We start from the raw sequence: 21,483 nt of genomic DNA, 5'->3' as shown, positions 1-21,483 counted from the left end.
CCGCTCGACCGACTCGTTCCCGAGGAACTCCACCCCTCAAGGATGCGGCATCGGCGCGCGAACCGGCGCGAGCCCTCCTGGCGAGGCGGAGAAACGGGGGTGTGCGCCCCGTCCGCCGGGCGGCGGACGGGGAGGACCGGCAGGTCAGCGGACGAGGCCCCAGCGGAATCCGAGGGCCACGGCGTGCGCGCGGTCGGAGGCGCCGAGTTTCTTGAACAGGCGCCGGGCGTGTGTCTTGACGGTGTCCTCGGAGAGGAACAGCTCGCGGCCGATCTCGGCGTTGGAGCGGCCGTGGCTCATCCCCTCCAGCACCTGGATCTCGCGCGCCGTGAGGGTGGGCGCGGCGCCCATCTCGGCGGAGCGCAGGCGGCGCGGGGCGAGGCGCCAGGTCGGGTCGGCGAGCGCCTGGGTGACGGTGGCCCGCAGTTCGGCCCGGGAGGCGTCCTTGTGGAGGTAGCCGCGGGCGCCGGCCGCCACCGCGAGAGCGACCCCGTCGAGGTCCTCGGCGACGGTGAGCATGATGATGCGGGCGCCCGGGTCGGCCGAGAGCAGCCGCCGGACGGTCTCCACACCGCCGAGTCCGGGCATCCGGACGTCCATGAGAATCAGGTCCGAGCGGTCGGCGCCCCAGCGGCGGAGGACTTCCTCGCCGTTGGCCGCGGTCGTCACACGCTCGACGCCGGGCACGGTCGCGACCGCCCGGCGGAGTGCCTCTCGGGCAAGCGGGGAGTCGTCGCAGACGAGGACGGATGTCATACCCGCCCTCCCGAGCTGATGCGCGTCACTTTGAGCCTCCAGGCTGGTACGTAATCGTCACCTGCGCGATCGACGCGGTCGGACATCTGCCCGACCGCCTTTTTCCTTCAATCGCCTAGCCCTCTCAACGACGGTCACCCGAAAGAGTTACGGGGTCACCGACCGCATTCGGCACTCTACGTGAGGAGCCGGACACGGGGCGGTGAGGGCGCGGTCATCGAGGAGAGCCGTACTCCACGAACTCTGCTATGCCCCATTTAGCGCCTCTTCTTCCCTTTTGGCAGTGTCTGTGACTAGATTCGCAATGAGTCATATTTTCATCTCCTAGGACAGTAGATGTGCGGTCTTCGAGAGCGAGCACCCCGGACACCCGCCCGGCGCCCGTCCCTCACCCCCAGGGCCGTCACCACGCCAGTACGGCCGACACTGCTACGACGGGACCAGTAATGGCTGATTTCTCCCGCCTGCCCGGACCGAACGCCGACCTGTGGGACTGGCAGCTGCTAGCCGCCTGCCGAGGCGTCGACAGCTCCCTCTTCTTCCACCCCGAGGGCGAACGGGGAGCCGCCCGCAGCGCCCGGGAGACCTCCGCCAAGGAGGTCTGCATGCGCTGCCCCGTACGCGCCGAGTGCGCCGCCCACGCCCTCGCCGTCCGCGAGCCCTACGGCGTCTGGGGCGGCCTCACCGAGGACGAACGCGAAGAACTGATGGGCCGCGCCCGGACCCGGCTGACCCCGGCGGGGGCAGCGCCGGCGCCGGGTCCTACCCCGCCCGGGCCCGGCTTCCCCTGACCTTCCGGAAGGAACGTTTCGCCATGCGGTGGCCAGGGGCCAGGGGCCGGGGGCCGCTGGGGTGCTTCCGCGAGGTGTGCGTGACAGCCCGGCCTTGGCGGAGCGGGGAAGGCTCGGCCAGCTCCGGCGCGCTCCGGCGTGCGGCGCGCGACCCCCGCCCCCGCCCCGGCCTCGTCACCGCCCCGCGGTAGCCGCCAAATGATCCAGAGTCGCCGCCACCGCCGGGACCTGGGCCAGGTCAGGCAAGGTCAGCGCGACGATCTCCCGCTCCACAGCCGGCTCGACCGCGAGGGTGCGGACGCCCTTCGGGCGGAGGGACTCCAGGGCGAGGGCGGGGAGGACGGCCACGCCGAGGCCCGCCGCGACGAGGCCGAGGACGGCCGGGTAGTCGTCGGTGGCGAAGTCGATGCGCGGGGTGAAGCCCTCGGTCTCGCAGACCTCGACCAGTTGGCGGCGGCAGCGGGGGCAACCGGCGATCCAGGGGTCGGCGGCCAGTTCGCCGATGCCGACGGACGCGGCGTCGGCGAGGCGGTGACCCTCGGGGACCAGGCCGACCAGGCGGTCGGCGAGGAGGGGGCGGACCACCAGGTCATCCCACTCGTCGGGGGCGGTGGCGCCCGCGTACCGGAAGGCGAGGGCGATGTCGCAGTCGCCGGCCCGGAGGAGTTCGGCGGAGCGCGGGGGCTCGGCCTCCTCCAGGGAGACGCGGGTGCCGGGGTGGGCCGCGCGCAGGGCGGCGAGGGCGGCCGGGACCAGGCTGGAGCTGCCGCTCGGGAAGGAGACCAGGCGGACCCGGCCGGCGCGCAGCCCGGCGATGGCGGCGACCTCCTCCTCGGCGGCGGTCAGCCCGGCGAGGATGCCCGCGGCGTGCCGGGTCAGCGCCTCGCCCGCCTGGGTGAGGCGCATCTCGCGGCCGGTGCGGATGAGCAGCGGGGTGCCGGCCGAGCTCTCCAGGGCCTTCATCTGCTGGCTGACGGCCGGCTGGGTGCAGCCCAGTTCCCGGGCGGCGGCGGAGAAGGAGCCGGTGGCGGCGACGGCGCGCAGGACGCGCAGGTGGCGTGCCTCGATCATGGGTCGAGCATAAGCGAGTCTTGGGGGCGACCGGAAATATCGGTCCCGGGCTTTGACCCTGGGTGACCGGGACCCTCGCGCGGGTGGCCCGTACCCCGCCCCTGCACGGGCGCTGATCATCAACTCGTAGCCTGACCCCATGACTACGGCTCTGATTACGGGATCGACCGCGGGCATCGGCGCCGCCTTCGCCCGGCGGCTCGCCGCCTCCGGCACCGACGGGAGCGGGGCGGACCGGGGCCACGGCGCCGGGCACCACCTCGTCCTGGTGGCCCGGGACCGGGAGCGGCTGCGGCGGCAGGCGACCGAGCTCCACGACCGGCACGGCGTGGAGGTGGAGGTGCTGCCCGCGGACCTCTCCACCGACGAGGGGATCGGGGCCGTGGAGGCCCGGCTGGCCGACCGTACGCACCCGGTCGACCTGCTCGTCAACAACGCGGGGTTCGGCAACAAGGGCGAGTACCTCGAAGTGCCGCTCGACGACGAGCTGAAGATGCTGAAGGTGCACTGCGAGGCGGTGCTGCGGCTCACCACCGCGGCCACCGCCTCGATGCGCGAGCGGGGGCGGGGCGGCGTCGTCAACGTCGCCTCGGTCGCCGCCTTCGTGCCGCGCGGCACCTACGGCGCGTCCAAGGCGTGGGTGGTGCAGTTCACCCAGGGCGCCGCCCACGACCTGGCCGGTTCGGGGGTCCGGCTGATGGCGCTCTGCCCCGGCTTCGTACGGACCGAGTTCCACCAGCGGGCGAAGATGGGCACCGACAACATCCCGGGGTGGATGTGGCTCGACGCGGACAAGCTGGTCGCCGCGGCCCTCACCGACCTGGCCCGGGGCCGTACCGTCTCCATCCCGGACCCGCGGTACAAGGCGCTGATGGGCCTGGTGAAGCTGACCCCGCGCGCCCTGCTGACCGGGATGACCTCGCGGACCGGCCGCAAGTACGGGCCGCAGTAGGCGCCGCACGTCCGGGGCGGGTCCCCGAGCACGCCGGAGGCCCGGCTCCCCGCGACGGGGAGCCGGGCCTCGGCTGCGGTGGGGGTCAGCCTCAGTGGCTGTGCCCGTGGCCGTGACCGGCCTCGGGCTCTTCCTCGGCCGGCTTCTCGACGACCAGGGTCTCGGTCGTCAGGAGCAGGGAGGCGATGGAGGCCGCGTTCTCCAGGGCGGAGCGGGTGACCTTGACCGGGTCGATGACGCCGGCCTTGACCAGGTCGCCGTACTCGCCGGTGGCCGCGTTGAAGCCCTGGCCCTTGTCGAGCTCCGCCACCTTGGTGGTGATGACGTAGCCCTCGAGGCCGGCGTTCTCGGCGATCCAGCGCAGCGGCTCGACGGCGGCGCGGCGGACGACCGCGACACCGGTGGCCTCGTCGCCACTGCGGCCGAGGTTGTCGTCCAGGACCTTGACGGCGTGGACCAGCGCGGAGCCACCACCGGAGACGATGCCCTCCTCGACCGCGGCGCGGGTCGCGGAGATGGCGTCCTCCAGACGGTGCTTGCGCTCCTTCAGCTCGACCTCGGTGGCCGCGCCGACGCGGATCACGCAGACGCCGCCGGCCAGCTTGGCGAGGCGCTCCTGGAGCTTCTCGCGGTCCCAGTCCGAGTCGGTCGACTCGATCTCGGCCTTGATCTGGGCGACGCGGCCCTGGACGTCCTCGGCGTTGCCGCCGCCGTCCACGATGGTCGTGTCGTCCTTGGTGACGGTGACGCGGCGGGCGGTGCCCAGCACGTCCAGACCGGCCTGGTCGAGCTTGAGGCCGACCTCCTCGGCGATGACGGTGGCACCGGTGAGGGTGGCCATGTCGCCGAGCATCGCCTTGCGGCGGTCACCGAAGCCGGGCGCCTTGACGGCGACGGCGTTGAACGTGCCGCGGATCTTGTTGACCACCAGGGTCGACAGGGCCTCGCCCTCGACGTCCTCGGCGATGATCAGCAGCGGCTTGGAGCCACCCGCCTGGATGACCTTCTCCAGCAGCGGCAGCAGGTCCTGGATGGAACCGATCTTGCCCTGGTGGATCAGGATGTACGGGTCGTCGAGGACGGCCTCCATACGCTCCTGGTCGGTCACCATGTACGGGGACAGGTAGCCCTTGTCGAAGGCCATGCCCTCGGTGAAGTCCAGGTCCACACCGAAGGTGTTGGACTCCTCGACGGTGATGACACCGTCCTTGCCGACCTTGTCCATCGCCTCGGCGATGAGCTCACCGACCTGCTTGTCCTGCGCGGAGAGCGCGGCGACGGCGGCGATGTCGGACTTGTCGTCGATCGGGCGCGCGGTGTCGAGCAGCTCGGCGGAGACGGCGGCGACCGCGGCGTCGATGCCCTTCTTCAGGGCGGCCGGGGAGGCGCCGGCGGCGACGTTGCGCAGGCCCTCGCGGACCAGCGCCTGGGCCAGCACGGTCGCGGTGGTGGTGCCGTCACCCGCGATGTCGTTGGTCTTGGTCGCCACCTCCTTGACGAGCTGGGCGCCGAGGTTCTCGTACGGGTCGTCGCACTCGACCTCACGGGCGATGGTGACGCCGTCGTTGGTGATGGTCGGGGCGCCGAACTTCTTGTCGATGACGACGTTGCGGCCCTTGGGGCCGATGGTCACCTTGACGGTGTCGGCCAGCTGGTTCACGCCGCGCTCAAGGGCGCGACGGGCGTCCTCGTCGAACTTCAGAATCTTCGCCATGGGAGCTTTTCGAATCCTCTCGGAGCGGCCTGCCGCCGCGCTCTCGAAATGAAACGCGCCCCTCGCCACCCGGCAAACACTCGCGGGGGCCAGGGGCGCGCTTCAGGAAAAAGGTGGAGTCTGCCGTCCGGGCTGACGACCGGACGCCTCCGGCCTGCTACTTCTCGATGATGGCGAGAACGTCGCGGGCCGAGAGGACGAGGTACTCCTCGCCGTTGTACTTGACCTCGGTGCCGCCGTACTTGCTGTACAGCACGACGTCGCCGGTCTTGACGTCGAGCGGCAGGCGCTCGCCGTTCTCGAAGCGGCCCGGGCCGACCGCGAGGACGACGCCCTCCTGGGGCTTCTCCTTCGCGGTGTCCGGGATGACCAGGCCCGAAGCCGTGGTCTGCTCGGCGTCGAGCGGCTGGACCACGATGCGGTCCTCGAGCGGCTTGATGGCAACCTTGGAGCTGGCGGTCGTCACGATCCGACCTCCCCCTTCGGAGATCACGGGGTTAACTGATCTGAGTGTGGCGACCAGGTCGATCCGTCGTCGCGGGTGCCGGACCTGCCCGTCGCTGTGTTGGCACTCTCCTGCGGGGAGTGCCAGACCTGAGACTATGACCGCGATTAGCACTCGGTCAAGCGGAGTGCCAATGCGCGCGGCGCGCGCTGCTCTCCCGCCCTGCCTTACAGGGCCGCCTGCCCTGCTCCCCCGGCCTTGCCGGGCCTCTACTCGGGCGGGCCGACCCGGCCCCGGTCGGCCAACCTGGACTCGGCCCGACAGCCTGGTCTCGGCTGACCAACCTCAGCCCGGCCGGCGCTTGAGGCCACCCCACCGAAGCCCCTGCGGGCTGACACGTGCGACCGAAGCCTCGGCCACCACCCCCAAGCCGGCCGGCGCTTGAGGCCACCCGGACCGGCACGGTCAGACGTGTCCGCACAAAACCCAGCCCGGCCGGCGCTTGAGGCCACCCGGACCGTCCGGGCGGAAGACTCGCCGCTCCGCGGCTCATCGGCCTCAAGCGCCGGCCGGGCTGAGGTTGGCCGGGCCGAGGCTGGCCAGCCTCAGACGTAGTCCTCCAGCCGGGCCACGGCATACCCCTTGGAGGTGATCACCTTCATCGCCTGGCGAACCATGTCCACCATGGTCCCGTCCCACTCCCCCGTCCCCCGGAAATGGGTGAGCACGATGTCCCCGGGATGCAGATCCCGATCCCATTCGCGGTAGTCGACCCGGTCGGTGAAGGCCTCGGCGTTCCAGAGGGGGACGGCCTCGATGCCGCAGGACTTGGCGGCCTTGAGGGTGTCCTGGTTGTAGTTGCCGTACGGGGGGCGGAAGAGGCGGGGACGCTTGCCGTACTGCTTCTCGATGATGTCCTGCATGCCGCAGATCTGGTGGCGCTGCTCCTCGTAGGAGAGGCCGGGCAGGTAGGGGTGGTCGAGGGTGTGGTTGTGGAGGGCGGCGCCCTGCTTCTGCATGGTGCGGAAGTAGTCGTAGTCCTCGCTGACCAGGTAGTCGCTGAGGAACGCCGAGTAGGGGATGTCGAGTTCCTTCATCATGCGGAGGAACTCGGGGTCCTTCTCGGCGCCGTCGTCGATGGTCAGGAAGACGACGCGTTCCTTGACGGGGACGGTGGTGAAGACGTGGGGCAGGTCCTCCTGGCCCTCGACCTCGAAGCCGTCGCGCGTGCTGAGGGTGGGTTTGGCGTCGGGCGGGGCGGGTGCGGTCAGGGGGACCTGCGCGAGGCCCCACCGGCGGGTGGCGGCGGCGATGGCGGCCTGCTTCTTGGCGAGCCGCTGGGCCTTGGTCTCGGGGGCGGGGCCCGCCTGGCCGGCCGCACCCGGCCCGCCGGAGCCGCTCTCCGTGCCGAGCGCGCACCCCGAGAGGAGCGCGGCGGCGGTGAGTCCGGCGGCGACGAGCCGGGCGGCGCGGGTGCGGCGCAGCAGGCCGCCCGGGCGGAGCCTCCGTCCACCCGATTGTTCATTTTGTCGTACTTGTCCCATGAATCCGCATCCTGGCAGCGCCCGGTGCTCCCGCCGCCCCGACACCGCGAGGGGCGCCCCCCGGTCCACCGAGTGGCCGACAGGGGCCGGGAGAATGGCCGGGTGACCGACCTGGACTCCTTCACCGCCCTGCTCACCCCCGAGGGCCGCGCCCTGCTCGACGCCGTCGCCGGCCACGATCCGGCCGACGAGCTGGCCACCGCGACCCGGCTGCGCCGCGACCACCCGGCGCCGCTGGTCTCGGCCGCGCTCGGCCAGGCCCGGCTGCGGCAGCGGGCGGCGGCCAAGTTCGGCGCGGACGCGGCCCGGATGTTCTTCACCCCGCACGGCGTGGAGCAGGCGACCCGTACCGAGGTCGCCGCCCACCGCGCGGCCCGGATCGCGGCGCTGGGCGCCGGCAGCGTCGCCGACCTGTGCTGCGGGATCGGGGGGGACGCGATCGCGCTGGCCCGGGCCGGGGTGCGGGTGCTCGCGGTGGACCGGGACCCGGCGACGGCGGCCGTGGCGCGGGCCAACGCCGAGGCGCTGGGGCTGGAGGAACTGATCGAGGTCCGGGAGGCGGAGGCCGCCGAGGTGGAGGCGGGCGGCTACGACGCGGTCTTCGTCGACCCGGCGCGGCGGGGCGGGCGCGGCGGGCGGGTCTTCGACCCCGAGGCGTACTCCCCGCCGCTCTCCTGGGCCGTCGAGGCGGCGCTGCGCGCGCCGGTGGCGGCGCTGAAGATCGCGCCGGGCGTGCCGCACGAGGCGATCCCGCCGCAGGCCGAGGCCGAGTGGATCTCGTACGGCGGGGACGTGAAGGAGGCCGTGCTGTGGTTCGGCGGGGCGGACGCGCCCGAGGGCGTACGCCCGGCGCCCGGTTCGGTGCGCGCGACCCTGCTGCCCGCCGGCGACCAGCTCTGGAGCCCGGAGCCGCCGCCGGACGTGCCGGCGGGCCCGGTCGGCCGGTACCTCTACGAGCCGGACGGCGCGGTGATCCGTGCCCACCAGGTTGCGGAGGTGGCCGAGCGGGTCGGCGGCCACCTGGTCGACGAGACGATCGCCTACGTCACCTCGGACAGCCTGCGCCCGACGCCGTTCGCCGCCGCGTACGAGATCACCGATGCCCTGCCGTTCAACCTCAAGCGGCTGAAGGCGCTGCTGCGGGAGCGCGAGGTCGGCGTGCTGACCGTGAAGAAGCGGGGTTCGGCGGTGGAGCCGGAGGAGGTCCGGCGCCGGATGAAGCTGCGCGGCCCGAACGCCGCCACGGTCTTCCTGACCCGGGTGGCCGGGGCGCCGACGATGCTGGTGGGCGGCCCCGCCCCGACTCCCTGACCAGAACTCCCGGACGCCACAGCGGAGTTCACACCTCCACATTTCCCCAAAGAAATTCTGCAAAACTTCTTTTGCAAACGGCCGACCCCCGCCTACGCTCCTTGCATGCCCGAACAGCCCTCCTCCCGCATCGACCTCACCCACAACCCGGCCGCGCTCAAGGCCCTCACCCACCCGCTGCGCGTCCGGCTCCTGGGACTGCTGCGGTCGGAGGGCCCCGCCACCGCCAGCGAACTGGCCGCCACCACCGGCGAGACCTCTGCCTCCACCAGCTACCACCTGCGGGTGCTGGCCCGGCACGGCTTCGTCTCCGAGGCCGCCGCCCGCGACGCCCGCGAGCGCCGCTGGCAGGCCGCGCACACGCTGACCACCTGGGACAACGAGGCGCTGCTCGACCAGCCGGGCGGCGAGGTATTCCTCGCCACCACCCGCCGCCAGCAGGTGGACCACCTCGGGCGCACCCTGGACCGCCACGAGGCCGACCTCGCCGCCGGACGGCTGGCCCCCGCCTGGCGCGCCGCCGCCCACCTCGACGACTACGAGCTGCGGCTGACCCCGGCTTCGGCCGCCGGGCTGTGCCGGGAGTTCGCCGCCCGCGCGGCCGAGCTGGCCGCCCGCGACGCCGGGAACCCCGAGGCCGCCCGGGTCGTCGTGGTCACGGCCGCGCTCCCGGTGGCCGGGCACCCGGACAGCCCCCGTGCCGAGGAATCCACCGGCGCGGACGCCAGACCCGCCCAGGACGGAGAGACCCCGTGACCGCCGCACCGGCCCCCGCCGACTCGCACGTCCTGGACCCGGAGACGGCCCGCCGCCGCTACGTGACCGTCAGCGCCCTGTTCTGGTTCCCCATCGGCCTCTACGTCCCCTCCCTCGTGCTGATCCTCGGTGAGCGGGGGCTCACGCTCGCCGCCGTCGCCGCCGTGCTCAGTTCGCAGGGGCTCACCGTGGCGCTGCTCGAACTGCCCACCGGGGGTCTCAGCGACGTGCTGGGCCGCAGGGCGGTGCTGGCCGCCGGTGGCGTGCTCTCCTTCGCGGGACTCCTGCTGCTCGCCCTCGGCACCGCCCCCTGGGTGCTCATCGTCGGCGTGGTGCTGATGGGCGCCTCCCGCGCGCTCGCCTCGGGCCCGGCCGAAGCCTGGTACGTCGACATGGTGCAGGCCCACTCCGGGCCGGGGGCGGAGCTGCGCACCGGTCTGTCACGTGGCAGCTCCGCCATGGGCGCCTCGCTGGCCGTCGCCACCCTGCTCGGCGGGCTGCTGCCGTGGCTCTTCGCCGGCTCCGGGCTCGCGGAGGCCACCGGCGGCACCGTTCTGCCCCTCTCCCTGCCCGGGCTGCTCAGCGCCGCCCTGGTCCTCTGCTACCTCGCCTACGTCCTGCTGCGCCTCCCGGAGCCGCCGCGCGCCCCCGGCACCCTCCGCTCGGTCCTCGGGAGTGTCCCGGGCACCATCGCCTCCGGCGTCCGCCTCGCCACCCGCGAGCGCGTCGTCCGCAAGGTCGTGCTCACCACCGCCGCCGTCGGCGCGGCCCTCGGAGCCATCGAGCTGCTGACCCCGGGCCGGGCCGCCGCGATCACCGGGGCCTCCGAGTCGGGCGCCGTCGTCTACGCGGGGCTCGCCACCGCCGGTTTCGCCAGCTCCTCGCTGGGCGCCCGGCTCGCCCCGCTCCTCGCCCGCCTCACCGGGGGCAGCGGCCGGGCCGTGCTCTTCGCGCTCGGCGGGATGGCGTGCGGGCTGGCCCTGCTCGGCATCTCGGCGCCGGGCGCGGGCGAGTCCGCCTCCAGCCCGGCCGTCGTCACCGGCGTCCTCGGCTACGTCCTGGTCTACCTCTGCCTCGGCACCGCCGGGCCCAACGAGAACGACCTGCTCCACCACCGCGTGGCCAGCACCGCCCGTGCCACCGCGCTCTCCGTGCAGTCCCTCGCGCTCCAGGCGGTGGCCTCCCTCGGCGGCCTGGTCGCGGGGCTCCTGCCGCTGGGCCCGCTGCCGCTGCTGCTGACGGCGGCCGTGGTGGGTGCGGGTGCCCTCATGTGGGTACGCGCGGTACCGGACGGACCGCGACCCGGTCATCCGGATGGCGCCGACGCACTCGCGGCGCCTGCCGCCAGCGGCGAACCTGGTCGCTGAGCGGTCGGCCGGCCGGGAGAAGGGCACCAGATGAGCGACAGCGAAGACTTCGACGCCTTCGGCGACGACGTGTACCAGCCTCAGGGCGAGGACACCACGGACGACTCCGGGATCTTCGACGAGGAGGACAACCTCATGAACACCGGGCTCGACGACCTGCGGGACGAGGGGTACTCACCCCCGGAGAAACCCCGGGCCGTCGAGCACACCGGGACCACCGCCGAGGAGGAACGCGAGGGCGAGAGCCTGGACGAACGCCTCACCGAGGAGGTGCCGGACGTGCAGGTGCCGCCCGGCGACGGCATCGGCGACGCCGTCGACACCGACGGCGAGCTGATCGACGACGAGGTCGGGGACGTGCGCGCCGGGCGCCTGGTCGCGCCGGACGAGGGCGCCCACGAGGACGCCGAGAAGGACATAATCGCCGAGGACGTGGGACTCGACGGGGCCGCCGCCTCCGCCGAGGAGGCCGCCGTGCACCTCGTCGAGGAGGACGCGGACGACCTCTGACGGCCCCCTCTCGGCGGGCCCGGAAACCCGCCGGCGACCGGCTCGTACGTACGAGAAGGCCGGGCGCCCCCGTGACGGGGGCGCCCGGCCTTCTCGCGTTCGTTCTCGCGTTCAGCCCTGGTAGACGCGGCGGACGAAGGCGGCGAGGTCCTCGTCGGCGAGGTGCTGGGCGAGGTCGGCCTCGCTGATGATGCCGAGGAGGTCGCCGTCGTCCACGACCACGACCCGGCGGACCTGGGCGTTGCCCATCGCCTGGAGGACCTCGGCGCTGTGGGCGTCGGGGGCGACGGCCACCGGGGCGTCCTCGATGAGGTCTTCCACGGTGGTGCGGTCCGGGGTCTTGCCTGCGGCCAGGACGTGGACGACCAGGTCTCGGTCGGTGACGATGCCGATCAGAGCGCCGTCGGCGCTCTTGACCGGGAGGGCGCCTACGTTGTGGTCCCGCATGACCTGGGCGGCTCGGTCGATCGTCTCCTCCGCCAGGATCGACTGGACGTCGGTGGACATGAGGGTGCGGGCGTCTGCCATCGGGGCTCCTTGGGTTCCGGGGGGCCTGTCCGCCCCGGTCCAAGGGTCACCGGGGGGCTCGCCTCCGGCGATCGGGGGCCGCCGATCGGGGGACCTCTTCCGCCGGGGTCCGGGCCGCCCCGGGTGGGGGTGGCCTCAAGCGCCGGCCGGGCTGTTCTTTGCCGGCCCGGTCACAGACGGCCTCGAACGCCGGCCAGGCTGCTACAGGACCTCGACCGACTCGAACCGCCACCGGTGTACGGCCCTGGTGATCAGTTCGGCGGGGGGCTCCGGCAGTTCGGGGAGGTCCGGGGCGTCGTCGGAGTGCCACCAGGTGAGGCAGAGAACGCGGTCCTGGGGGGCCTGGAAGAGTTCGGTGCGGAGGGGGGCCGGGGTCGCGCCGGCGAGTTCGGTGGCGCGGGTGCGGGTCCATTCGAGGAGGTCGTCGCCTCGGCCCTCGGTGGCGCGGGCCTCCCACATGAGGGTGTGGGTGGTCATGAGTAGAGGTTGTCCTTGGCGGTCTCGTGGACGTGGTCGTGGGAGTGGGCGTGGCTGTGCGGGTGGGGGTGGAGGTGGGCGTCGCCGGGGACGTGGGTCTCGGTGACGGGCAGGGAGGAGTCGGCGGAGAGCTGCCAGTCGGAGGCGGCCCGGTTACGGGCGACCATCTCGGCGCCGAGGGCGGCGACCATGGCGCCGTTGTCGGTGCACAGGCCGGGGCGCGGGACGCGGAGGCGGATGCCGGCGCGTTCGCAGCGCTCCTCGGCGAGGGCGCGCAGCCGGGAGTTGGCGGCGACGCCGCCGCCGATCATCAGGTGGTCGACGCCCTCGTCCTTGCAGGCGCGGACGGCCTTGCGGGTCAGCACGTCGACCACGGCCTCCTGGAAGGAGGCGGCCACGTCGCGGACCGGGATCTCCTCGCCGGCGGCCCGCTTCGCCTCGATCCAGCGGGCCACGGCCGTCTTCAGCCCGGAGAAGGAGAAGTCGTACGCGGCGTCGCGCGGCCCGGTCAGGCCGCGCGGGAAGGCGATGGCCTCCGGGTCGCCCTCGCGGGCGAGGCGGTCGATGACGGGCCCCCCGGGGAAGCCCAGCTGGAGCACGCGGGCGATCTTGTCGAACGCCTCGCCGGCCGCGTCGTCGATGGTGGCGCCGAGCGGGCGCACGTCGGAGGTGATGTCGGAGGAGAGCAGCAGGGAGGAGTGGCCGCCGCTGACCAGCAGGGCCATCGTGGGCTCGGGCAGCCGGCCGTGCTCCAGCTGGTCGACGCAGATGTGCGACGCGAGGTGGTTGACGCCGTAGAGGGGCTTGCCCAGCGCGTAGGCGTACGCCTTGGCGGCGGTGACGCCGACCAGGAGGGCGCCGGCGAGGCCGGGTCCTGCGGTGACCGCGATGCCGTCGAGGTCGCGGGCCTTGACCCCGGCGTCGGTCAGCGCGCGCTCGATGGTGGCGACCATGGCCTCCAGGTGGGCGCGGGAGGCGACCTCGGGGACGACCCCGCCGAACCGCGCGTGCTCGTCGACGCTGGAGGCGACCGCGTCGGCGAGCAGCGTCGTGCCGTGCACGATGCCGACGCCGGTCTCGTCGCAGGAGGTCTCGATGCCGAGGACGAGGGGTTCGTCGCGGTGGTCAGCCATGGTGTTCGGTTCCTTGTGCGGGCACGGAGTCGGGGTCGTCCGTGGCGGGGGTGGCGGGGGCGGCCGGGTTGACCGACGGGTCGCTGAGGCGCATCACGAGGGCGTCGACGTTGCCCGGCTGGTAGTAGCCGCGCCGGAAGCCGATGGGCTCGAAGCCGAAGCGGGCGTAGAGCGCCTGGGCGCGGGTGTTGTCGACCCGTACCTCCAGCATGACCTCGGTGCAGTCGAAGGCGGTGGCGTGTTCGAGGAGGTCGGTGAGGAGTCGCGAGCCGAGCCCGCTCCCCCACTGGTCGCGGGCGACGGCGATGGTCTGGACGTCGCCGGTGCCGCCTGCGGTGGCGAGTCCGGCGTAGCCGACGAGGCGGTCCCCGGTGTACGCGGCGACGTAGCGGTGGGTGGCCTCGGGGCCGCGGGCGTGGGCCAGCTCGGACCAGAACATGCCGCGCGACCAGGCGTCGTCGGGGAACAGCTCCCGTTCCAGGGCGAGCACCGGGTCGATGTCCCACCAGCGCATCTCGCGCAGGACGGGCTGCTCGGGCGGTGCGGTCTCCTGGCTGCTCACTTCGGGGTGACCACCTTGTAGTTCTTCGGCACCTGGGCGTCGGGCCGGCGCAGGTAGAGCGGCCGGGGCGGCAGCAGCTCCTCTCCGGCGGCGAGGCGTTCGGCGGCGACGGAGGCGAGGGCGGCGGCCGAGACGTGCTCGGGGGCGCGGGCGTCGGCGAAGGTCTCCGGGTAGAGCAGGGCGCCCGCCCCGACGGCCGGGAGGCCCGCGACGCGGTCGGCGAGGTCGGCGGGCCGGTCGACGGCGGGCCCGGACAGCGGGGTGCGGGAGTCGGCGTAGAGCCCCCAGTAGACCTCCTTGCGGCGGGCGTCGGTGGCGACCACGAAGGGGCCGGCGTCCGGGCCGAGGTCGCTGGCGTAGGCGAGGCCGTCCAGGGTGCAGACCCCGTGGACGGGGACGCCGAGGGCGAAGCCGAAGGTGTCGGCGGTCATCAGGCCGACGCGCAGCCCGGTGTACGGGCCGGGGCCGACGCCGACGACGACGCCGGTGACGTCGGCGAGGGCGAGCCCCGCGCCGGTCAGCAGCGTGTCGACGGCGGGGAGCAGCAGCTCCCCGTGGCGGCGGGCGTCCACCTGGGTGTCGGAGGCGAGGACCCGTTCGCCGTCGTGCAGGGCGACCGTGACGGCGGGGGTGGCGGTATCCAGAGCGAGCAAGAGCACGCAAACAGCCTACGGCGCCCGCGCTGCGAACACCGCCTGCCCGGGCCCGGCCGGGGCTCCTGCTACGGTCACCGGGTATCCGTATGCGCAGACGCCGTACCCCGGCGCCGTACGAGAGGTGGACCAGGTGTCCAGGAGCAGCTCGGGAGCCGTCGCCGGGCTCACCGCGGCGGCCATCGCCGTGGTCGGTTTCCTCGCCTATCAGGCATCCGCCAACGTTCCCGACAACCTCGGCAAGGCCCCCGCCGCCAGTTCCGGGCCGGGCCCGACGGGCTCCGCGAAGCCCTCGGCGAAGCCCCGCCCGGACGCCCTGCCCGAGGAGTCCGGCAGCGGCACCCGCGTGGTGTACGCGCTGGGCAAGGACCGGGTCTGGCTGGTGGACGCCAAGGACAAGGTCGAGCGGACGTACAAGGTCTCGCCGAGCACGGTCGACCCAGAGCCGGGGACCTACGCGGTGACCTCCCGGTCGGGTTCCATCACCGGGTCGGACGGCGTCCCGATCGAGCACGTGGTCCGCTTCGCCACCCGCGACGGCGTCGTCATCGGCTTCTCGGCCGCGGTCAACGGCGCGATGCCCGAGCTGGACCCGGCCCAGCGCACCGGCGGGGTCCGCGAGACCCGCGAGGACGGCAAGGCCATGTGGGTCTTCGCCACCGTCGGCACCAAGGTCGTCGTCCTCCCCTGACCTCCGCCTTCACCCACGTCAGCGCCCCGGCGGCCGAGAGGCTGCCGGGGCGCTGTGCTGTACGGGTGGGGGCCGGGCGGGGCTCAGGCGGCCCGGGGCGTCGGTACGTCCGGGGGCGTGGAGACGGCGGAGGCGGCGGCGCAGGACTGGAGCAGGGCACTCATCGAGACGGCGCCCTTCTTCTCCTGGCCGGCCTCGGCTGCCGCGTCGGCGGGAATCCCGGCGAGTGCCCCGTGCGACGGAACCTCGGGCAGGGCCTGGACGGCGGGCGTGTCGGATGCGGACGTCGTCATCAGGGTGCCTCCTGCGATCAGGGGGAAGGCGTACGGAGCAGGTAAGGCAGACCTAACCTGTACTCCCCGACCATGGGAACACGGCCGACACCCCCCGCGCAACATCTTCCCGACAGCGCGTCGGAAAACACCCGCGCGCGGGAGCCCGGCCCGAACACCCGCTCCCACCTGCCCGCTTGATCGAATCGGGCGCCGCTCAGCCCTCCCGCCCGTACGCCCCTTCGCCCGCGCTCTCGTCCCCGCGCTCCCGCAGTCCGTCCAGCGCGCCGCCGGCCCAGCGCTCGCCGACGCCGCCGACCGTGACCAGACGCACATCGTCCACGTCCGCGTCGGCCACCCCGGCGGGCAGCTCGTCTCCGGTGGCGCGGTCGATGCGGACGTGCAGACGGTCGGCGGAGAGCTCCTCGACCTTGCCGTCGCCCCACTCCACGACCACCACGGAGTCGGGCAGCGAGACGTCGAGGTCCAGGTCCTCCATCTCGTCGAGCCCGCCGGCCAGCCGGTACGCGTCGACGTGGACCAGCGCCGGCCCGCCGGTCAGCGAGGGGTGGACGCGGGCGATGACGAAGGTCGGCGAGGTGACGGCCCCGCGGACGCCGAGCCCTTCGCCCAGCCCCCGGGTCAGCGTGGTCTTGCCCGCGCCCAGTTCGCCGCTGAGCAGGACCAGGTCGCCGGGGCGCAGGACGCCCGCCAGGCGGAGGCCGAGCCGCCGCATGGCCTCGGGCGAGTCGACGGTGAGGCGGAGGGCGTCAGGGCCGCTCACGGGGGCGGTCCGGGTGTGCGGTGTTTCCATGCCCGCCAACGGTAGTCGCCCCGGGTACGGCTCCCGCGCGGACCAGCAGGTCGGCGAGCCGGTCGGTGACCGCCTCCGGGTGCTCCAGCATCACCAGGTGCCCGGCGTCGGGGACCAGTACCAGTTCGGCGTCGGGCAGGGCGGCGGCGATGACCTCGCTGTGGGCGCTCGGCGTGATCAGGTCCCGGTCGCCTGCCAGCACCAGGACGGGCACCCCGGCCAGGAGCGGCAGCGCCTCGGCCTTGTCGTGCTCGGTGAAGGCCGGGTAGAACTCCGCGACCACGTCGATCGGCGTCGACTCGATCAGCCGTTCCGCGAACCGGACCACCCCCGGGTCGACGTCCCGCGAGCCGAACGAGTACCGCTTGACCACCCCGGCGAAGAGGTCGGCCGTCGCCCGCCGCCCCCGCTCGACCAGGTCCACCTGCGAGCCCAGCACCTTCAGCACGCCCGGCAGCACCCGCCGGACGGCGTTGACCCCGACGACCGGCAGCCCGAAGTCGACCTCGGAGAGCTTCCCGCCCGAGGAGCCGACCAGCGCGACCCCGGCCACCCGCTCCCGCACCAGCTCGGGGAACTGCTCGGCCAGCGCCATCACCGTCATGCCGCCCATCGAGTGGCCGACCAGCACCAGCGGCCCCTCGGGCGCGGCCGCGTCGATGACCGCCTTCAGGTCCCGGCCCAGCTGCTCCATGGTGACCGGCACGCCCTCGGCCTGGGCCCGGCCGCGCCCGGACCTCCCGTGGCTGCGCTGGTCCCAGTGGACGGTGCGGACCACCCCGGCGAGGGCGGCCCGCTGGAAGTGCCAGGAGTCCTGGGTGAGGCAGTAGCCGTGGCTGAAGACGACGGTGGCGGGGGCGGGCGCCTTCCGCCCGAAGAGCCGTCTGCGGCGCGCCGTGGCCGCCTGCGGCGCCGCGTCGGGCTCGTCCACCTCGTAGTGGAGCGCCGTCCCGTCCTCGGCGACGGCGGTCCCCGGCGTACCGCGCAGCGTGCCGTACGGGCCCGAGGCGTCCAGGGCCAGCCGCGCGCGCCTGCGCATGCCGCGCCCGACGGTCAGCCGCTCCACGGCGACCCCGGCGGCGGCTCCGGCGGCGACGACCCCTATGGCCGCCCCGGCGAGCCCCGCCCGGCGCCAGCCGCCCGCGGCGGCCTCGGCGGCGGTCTTCGGCGCCGCCAGCGCCTCGGCGGCCGCTGCCGCGATCCGTGCCTCGACCTCGTCCACCTGCCGCTCCCTTCGCCGGTCCGGGCCCACTCCTGCCATCCTGCCCGCGCCGGGGCGCGGGCAGCGATCAATCGCGCGGACCGGCCGCGTCGGCGCCGGGCGCGTCCCCGTCCACGTAGACGCGCGGGACCCGGCCGCCGATCCGGGTGACGATCTCGTAGCCGATGGTGCCGGCCGCCCGTGCCCAGTCCTCGGCGCCCGGCTCGCCCCGGTCGCCCGGGCCGAAGAGCACGGCCTCGGTGCCCTCGGGCGGCATCTCGCCGCCGAGGTCGACCACGAACTGGTCCATCGCGATCCGCCCGGCGACCGTGCGCCACTTGCCGTCGACCAGGACGGGCCCGGCGCCGGAGGCGTGGCGCGGTACGCCGTCGCCGTAGCCGAGCGGGACGAGGCCGAGGGTGGTGGGGCCGGGGGTGACGTAGTGGTGGCCGTAGCTGACGCCGTGGCCGCCGGGGACGTGCTTGACCAGGGCGAGGGGCGCCGCCAGCGTCATCACCGGGCGCAGTCCGTGGTCGGCCGGGGTGCCGAGTTCCGGCGCGGGCGAGAGGCCGTACATGGCGATGCCCGGGCGGACCAGGTCGAAGCGGGCCTCGGGGAGGGTGAGGACGGCGGGCGAGTTGGCCATGTGCCGCACCTCGGGGCGCAGGCCCCCGGCGTACGCCCGGGCACTCATCTCGTCGAAGCGGGCGAGCTGGGCGGCGATGGAGGGGTGGCCGGGCTCGTCGGCGCAGGCGAAGTGGGACCAGAGGCCGGTGACGGTGACCAGCCCCTCGCGTTCGGCGGCCCGCGCCTTGCCGACGAGGTCGGCCCAGTCGGCGGGCTGGCAGCCGTTGCGGCCGAGGCCGGTGTCGGCCTTCAGCTGGATCTTGGCCCTGCGGCCGGTGGCGCGGGCCGCCTCGGTGACCTCGGCCAGCGCCCACGGGGCGCTCACCGACATGTCGAGGTCGGCCTCGATCCCCTCGCGCCAGGGTCCGCCGGGCGTCCAGAGCCAGCACATGACGCGGGCCCGCTCGGGCGTGATCCCGGCGGCCCGCAGCTCCAGCGCCTCGTACGGCGTGGCGACGCCGACCCAGCCGGCCCCGGCCTGGAGCGCGGCCTCGGCGCAGCGCACCATGCCGTGCCCGTAGGCGTCGGCCTTGACCACCGCCATGTAGGCGGCGCCGTCCGTCCGGGCGCGCAGGGCCCGCACATTGGCCCGCAGGGCCCCGAGATCGATCTCGACCCGCGCCCGCATCCGCTACCTCCGGTGGTTCTGGCGGTCTTCGCCCGGGGACGCAGACCGCGACGCTCATCGGGGCAGACGGGGTGGGGGCTGCGCCCCGCTTTCGGGGGCTGGGGCCTGCCTCGCGACGGGCCCCGGCTCGCCCGTAAGCGTAACCGGAGCCTCCGGGAGGGCTGGTCAGGCGCCGGGACACGGCGGATACCAGCCACCGCGCCCGTTTCGGGCAGCCGGCCCAGACCAGTTCCAGCCCAGCTTTTGACTGAACATTGACAATTATTCGCTGGACTCGGAAGGCTGCGCTCTCATCCCGCCACCCGGCAGGGCCCGCCCCACCCAGGAAAGGGAATCCCCCCATGCGTTCCAGACGGTCCGTCAGAGCCACCCTCGTCGCCCTCGCCGCCACGGCCGGCCTGCTCGCCGCCGTGCCCGCCGCCACCGCGGACCCCGAGAGCCCGGCCCCGGCCGCCTCCCCCTCCGCCGGGGTCACCGTGAAGGTGGCCCAGAGCGCCGCCGACCGCCTCGGCACCGCCCGCAAGGCCCTGGTGGACGCCGTCTCCGCGGATGTCCTCGCCCGCTCGCACGACGCGAGCGAGTTGTCGCCGAAGACCGCCGTGGCCCAGCTCGCCGAGGAGGGCCGCAAGGTCGTCGTCGACGTCCGCGAGGCCAAGGGCGACTGGGCGCGCGGCGTCGCCTACGTCGAGGCGTCCCGCGAGCACCACGGCGGGCCCGAGGGCTGGCTCTTCCTCGCCCAGCGCGAGAACGGCACCTGGGTGCCGGGCCTGGAGGGCGACGAGGCGTTCGCCGATCACGTGGCCACCTCCCCGCTGGTCGGCAAGGCCGAGCGCGCGACGATCACCGCCTACGCCGAGCGCGAGGCCGACCCGCAGGCGAAGCCCGGCGAGATCGGCACCCAGGCCAACGCGGGCGGCCTGCTGCTGCCCTGGGCCCCCGACACCGTCATGACGCTCACCGGCGGCCCCCACGCCCACGACAGCGCGACCGGCTACTGGAGCGCCCTCGACTTCGCGGGCGGCAGCGGCGAGGTCCGCCCCTCCCGTGAGGGCACCGCCACCTCGATGTGCGGCGCCGGCGGCGGCTGGACCCGGGTCATCCACCCCGGCGGCTTCTCGACGGACTACTACCACATGCACAACACGGCCTACTTCAACGGAACGGCCATCTCCGCCAGCACCCGCCTCGGCTCCATCGGCGTCGACACCTGCGCCGGCGGCTCGGCGACCGGCCCCCACGTCCACTGGAGCCTGCGCACCTACGACGCCAACCTCAACGGCACGTACACCTGGCTCAACGGCCGCACCATCGGCGGCTGGACCTGGTACAACGGCAACGCCCAGTACTCCGGCTGCGGCACCCGCCAGGGCCTCACGGCCTGCCCCGGCACGGTGATCTACAACCGGCACGCGTGACGCCCGCCTGAAGCGCCCGCCGAGGCCCCGGCACCCGGCTCACCGCCGTGCCGGGGCCTCAGCGCCTTCCGCCTCGGCGCCTTCCGTCAGCCCTCGACGTGGGCGGCCAGGTTGGCGAGGATCATCGTGCTGCCCTCCCGTGCCCGGTCACAGGCGTCGGCGGTCGCGTTGGTCTGGTCGATGGTGACCTCGACCCCGCCCTCGGCCTCCTCGAACGTCACCCCCATGACCTCGTCCGGAGCGCCGGGCACCGCCATCGAGAGGACGAGCCGACGCCCTTCCTCGACCTCCAGGAAGGTCCCGCCGAGCGGGTACCGCCCACCGTCCGGCCCGAGCAGCACGCACTTCCACCCGCCCCCGACCCGCACGTCCAGCTCGGCGCTCCCCTCCTCCGCACCGAACCACTCCTGCCACTCGGCCGCCGTCGTGTACGCCTCCCAGGCACGCGCGGCCGTGGCGTCCATGACCCGCGAGACGCGGTAGGGGAAGCCGGTGGTGGTGGTGTGCGCGCTCATGTCAGTACCTCTCGCATCTGGTCGGCCCAAGTGGCCGTTTCTGTCGCGGTGTTGACCGGCGGGCTTCCCGAGATTCATCGGGTTTTCCCCATGAGCCTGAGTCGCACGACTGGGGAAGGGGCGGCTCGACGCGGACGGCGGCGCCACACCCCCTGCCGGCACCCCGCCTGACCCTCAAGCCCGCAGAGACCTAGTGATCCACGTCACTCAGCCAAACTTTGCACCGATGTCGACAATTTCGCACGCGTATCAAGCGATTGCGGAGCGTGATCACGCGTGTCATTATTACCAAGCCTTTGCGCGATCTATACAAAATCTTCAAAGGGGCGGGAAAATGAAGACGGCAATTCGCAATTCCATCGTTATTGGTGCGGCCATAGCCGCACCCCTCACGGCAGCTACGACAGCCACCGCCGATACCAAGAACACGGCGGCCACAGTCGCTGGGGGAGACGTATCAGTGATGAGCGTGACGAGCTGCCCTCGAGATGGCGACCCCGGGGGTGGTCAGCGATGCACCACCATCGGTAATGGCGTTCTGACCGTACGCGGGTCGAGCACGTACATCACGGTCAACTACTACAGGAAGAGCGGTGGATCGCTCACCGCACGAAACGGTATGGAGCGAAACGGCTCCAACACTTGGGCGAGTTACCGCAACATGAACAACACTCCCTTCCACTACACCAACTCGTTCAGCCTTTCGTCCAGCTGCAAGTCAGTCATCGGGAAGCTGAACACCTCCGCCGG

At 73.5% G+C, this 21,483-nt stretch carries 23 protein-coding genes; 8 read left to right on the top strand and 15 right to left on the bottom strand.

Features of this window, described 5'->3' with window-relative positions; translation table 11 throughout:
* Positions 1-144: 144 nt before the first annotated feature.
* Positions 145-756, bottom strand: coding sequence for a response regulator transcription factor (locus OIM89_RS18935; RefSeq protein ID WP_003948568.1), 612 nt, complete (start codon positions 754-756; stop codon positions 145-147).
* 446 nt (positions 757-1,202) lie between these two features.
* Between OIM89_RS18935 and OIM89_RS18930 the strand changes: the two genes are divergently transcribed.
* Entirely contained in the window at positions 1,203-1,547 is a 345-nt protein-coding gene (locus OIM89_RS18930) for a WhiB family transcriptional regulator (RefSeq protein WP_003948569.1), read from the top strand.
* A gap of 174 nt (positions 1,548-1,721) precedes the next feature.
* On the opposite strand, the gene OIM89_RS18925 is transcribed toward OIM89_RS18930, so the two are convergent.
* On the bottom strand, positions 1,722-2,618 hold the full coding sequence (locus OIM89_RS18925) for a LysR family transcriptional regulator (RefSeq protein ID WP_047464639.1): 897 nt from the start codon (positions 2,616-2,618) through the stop codon (positions 1,722-1,724).
* Positions 2,619-2,757: 139 nt separating this feature from the next.
* Here OIM89_RS18925 and OIM89_RS18920 point away from each other — a divergent pair, with 139 nt between their 5' ends.
* Entirely contained in the window at positions 2,758-3,570 is an 813-nt protein-coding gene (locus OIM89_RS18920) for an SDR family NAD(P)-dependent oxidoreductase (protein WP_030695917.1), read from the top strand.
* Between the two features lie 91 nt (positions 3,571-3,661).
* On the opposite strand, the gene groL is transcribed toward OIM89_RS18920, so the two are convergent.
* The 3 genes from groL to OIM89_RS18905 form a co-directional block, all read right to left on the bottom strand.
* Complete coding sequence (gene groL, locus OIM89_RS18915) at positions 3,662-5,284, bottom strand: chaperonin GroEL (protein WP_030695918.1); 1,623 nt, start codon at positions 5,282-5,284, stop codon at positions 3,662-3,664.
* 157 nt (positions 5,285-5,441) lie between these two features.
* Positions 5,442-5,750 (bottom strand): co-chaperone GroES, encoded by a 309-nt coding sequence (gene groES, locus OIM89_RS18910; protein WP_003948573.1) that lies wholly within the window; start codon positions 5,748-5,750, stop codon positions 5,442-5,444.
* A 584-nt stretch (positions 5,751-6,334) separates the two neighbouring features.
* Positions 6,335-7,273: a polysaccharide deacetylase family protein gene (locus OIM89_RS18905; protein WP_051727077.1), complete on the bottom strand. Its 939-nt coding sequence runs from the start codon at positions 7,271-7,273 to the stop codon at positions 6,335-6,337.
* 102 nt (positions 7,274-7,375) lie between these two features.
* Here OIM89_RS18905 and OIM89_RS18900 point away from each other — a divergent pair, with 102 nt between their 5' ends.
* The 4 genes from OIM89_RS18900 (at position 7,376) to OIM89_RS18885 (ending at position 11,217) form a co-directional block, all read left to right on the top strand.
* Positions 7,376-8,584, top strand: coding sequence for a class I SAM-dependent methyltransferase (locus OIM89_RS18900; protein ID WP_175458316.1), 1,209 nt, complete (start codon positions 7,376-7,378; stop codon positions 8,582-8,584).
* A gap of 105 nt (positions 8,585-8,689) precedes the next feature.
* Positions 8,690-9,340, top strand: coding sequence for a winged helix-turn-helix domain-containing protein (locus tag OIM89_RS18895; protein WP_264491450.1), 651 nt, complete (start codon positions 8,690-8,692; stop codon positions 9,338-9,340).
* A complete protein-coding gene (locus OIM89_RS18890) occupies positions 9,337-10,707 on the top strand; it encodes an MFS transporter (protein WP_151169210.1) in 1,371 nt (456 codons plus the stop codon). Before OIM89_RS18895 ends, OIM89_RS18890 begins: the two co-directional genes overlap by 4 nt.
* A 30-nt stretch (positions 10,708-10,737) precedes the next feature.
* Positions 10,738-11,217, top strand: a complete 480-nt coding sequence (locus OIM89_RS18885) for a DUF5709 domain-containing protein (RefSeq protein ID WP_030695923.1) — start codon at positions 10,738-10,740, stop codon at positions 11,215-11,217.
* Positions 11,218-11,328: 111 nt separating this feature from the next.
* Here the strand turns inward: OIM89_RS18885 and OIM89_RS18880 are convergent, their stop codons facing one another.
* The 5 genes from OIM89_RS18880 to tsaB all read right to left on the bottom strand — a co-directional run bounded on the left by OIM89_RS18880 (position 11,329) and on the right by tsaB (position 14,576).
* Positions 11,329-11,745 carry a CBS domain-containing protein gene (locus OIM89_RS18880; protein WP_030695924.1) on the bottom strand — a complete coding sequence of 139 codons (417 nt, stop codon included), beginning with the start codon at positions 11,743-11,745 and terminating at the stop codon, positions 11,329-11,331.
* Between the two features lie 201 nt (positions 11,746-11,946).
* Positions 11,947-12,222, bottom strand: coding sequence for a hypothetical protein (locus OIM89_RS18875; RefSeq protein WP_030695925.1), 276 nt, complete (start codon positions 12,220-12,222; stop codon positions 11,947-11,949).
* Complete coding sequence (gene tsaD, locus OIM89_RS18870) at positions 12,219-13,355, bottom strand: tRNA (adenosine(37)-N6)-threonylcarbamoyltransferase complex transferase subunit TsaD (protein ID WP_003948581.1); 1,137 nt, start codon at positions 13,353-13,355, stop codon at positions 12,219-12,221. The genes OIM89_RS18875 and tsaD overlap by 4 nt, the downstream gene beginning before the upstream one ends.
* A complete protein-coding gene (rimI, locus tag OIM89_RS18865) occupies positions 13,348-13,917 on the bottom strand; it encodes a ribosomal protein S18-alanine N-acetyltransferase (protein WP_003948582.1) in 570 nt (189 codons plus the stop codon). Before rimI ends, tsaD begins: the two co-directional genes overlap by 8 nt.
* Positions 13,914-14,576: a tRNA (adenosine(37)-N6)-threonylcarbamoyltransferase complex dimerization subunit type 1 TsaB gene (tsaB, locus tag OIM89_RS18860; protein ID WP_030695926.1), complete on the bottom strand. Its 663-nt coding sequence runs from the start codon at positions 14,574-14,576 to the stop codon at positions 13,914-13,916. Before tsaB ends, rimI begins: the two co-directional genes overlap by 4 nt.
* Before the next feature lie 127 nt (positions 14,577-14,703).
* On the opposite strand from tsaB, the gene OIM89_RS18855 reads away from it, so the two are divergent.
* The gene (locus tag OIM89_RS18855; RefSeq protein ID WP_030695927.1) at positions 14,704-15,261 is read left to right on the top strand and encodes a L,D-transpeptidase; all 558 of its coding nucleotides are present in this window, start codon (positions 14,704-14,706) and stop codon (positions 15,259-15,261) included.
* An 83-nt stretch (positions 15,262-15,344) separates the two neighbouring features.
* Here the strand turns inward: OIM89_RS18855 and OIM89_RS18850 are convergent, their stop codons facing one another.
* From OIM89_RS18850 to alr, 4 genes are all read right to left on the bottom strand, one after another.
* Positions 15,345-15,554: a hypothetical protein gene (locus OIM89_RS18850; RefSeq protein WP_030695928.1), complete on the bottom strand. Its 210-nt coding sequence runs from the start codon at positions 15,552-15,554 to the stop codon at positions 15,345-15,347.
* 196 nt (positions 15,555-15,750) lie between these two features.
* Complete coding sequence (gene tsaE / locus OIM89_RS18845; RefSeq protein ID WP_037665085.1) at positions 15,751-16,347, bottom strand: tRNA (adenosine(37)-N6)-threonylcarbamoyltransferase complex ATPase subunit type 1 TsaE; 597 nt, start codon at positions 16,345-16,347, stop codon at positions 15,751-15,753.
* Positions 16,304-17,569: an alpha/beta fold hydrolase gene (locus tag OIM89_RS18840; protein ID WP_030695930.1), complete on the bottom strand. Its 1,266-nt coding sequence runs from the start codon at positions 17,567-17,569 to the stop codon at positions 16,304-16,306. Before OIM89_RS18840 ends, tsaE begins: the two co-directional genes overlap by 44 nt.
* A gap of 67 nt (positions 17,570-17,636) precedes the next feature.
* Entirely contained in the window at positions 17,637-18,803 is a 1,167-nt protein-coding gene (alr, locus tag OIM89_RS18835; RefSeq protein WP_264491449.1) for an alanine racemase, read from the bottom strand.
* A 341-nt stretch (positions 18,804-19,144) separates the two neighbouring features.
* Here alr and OIM89_RS18830 point away from each other — a divergent pair, with 341 nt between their 5' ends.
* Complete coding sequence (locus OIM89_RS18830; protein WP_264491448.1) at positions 19,145-20,218, top strand: M23 family metallopeptidase; 1,074 nt, start codon at positions 19,145-19,147, stop codon at positions 20,216-20,218.
* Positions 20,219-20,304: 86 nt separating this feature from the next.
* Here OIM89_RS18830 and OIM89_RS18825 read toward each other — a convergent pair whose 3' ends face one another.
* Positions 20,305-20,733, bottom strand: a complete 429-nt coding sequence (locus OIM89_RS18825) for an SRPBCC family protein (RefSeq protein WP_047464622.1) — start codon at positions 20,731-20,733, stop codon at positions 20,305-20,307.
* Between the last annotated feature and the right edge of the window lie 750 nt (positions 20,734-21,483).

The sequence above is a fragment of the Streptomyces sp. BI87 genome, assembly GCF_025957665.1.
GTDB classification, from domain to species: Bacteria; Actinomycetota; Actinomycetes; order Streptomycetales; family Streptomycetaceae; genus Streptomyces; species Streptomyces albidoflavus.
Note: the sequence above shows the minus strand (reverse complement) of the source record. Positions and strands in the feature narration are given on the sequence as shown.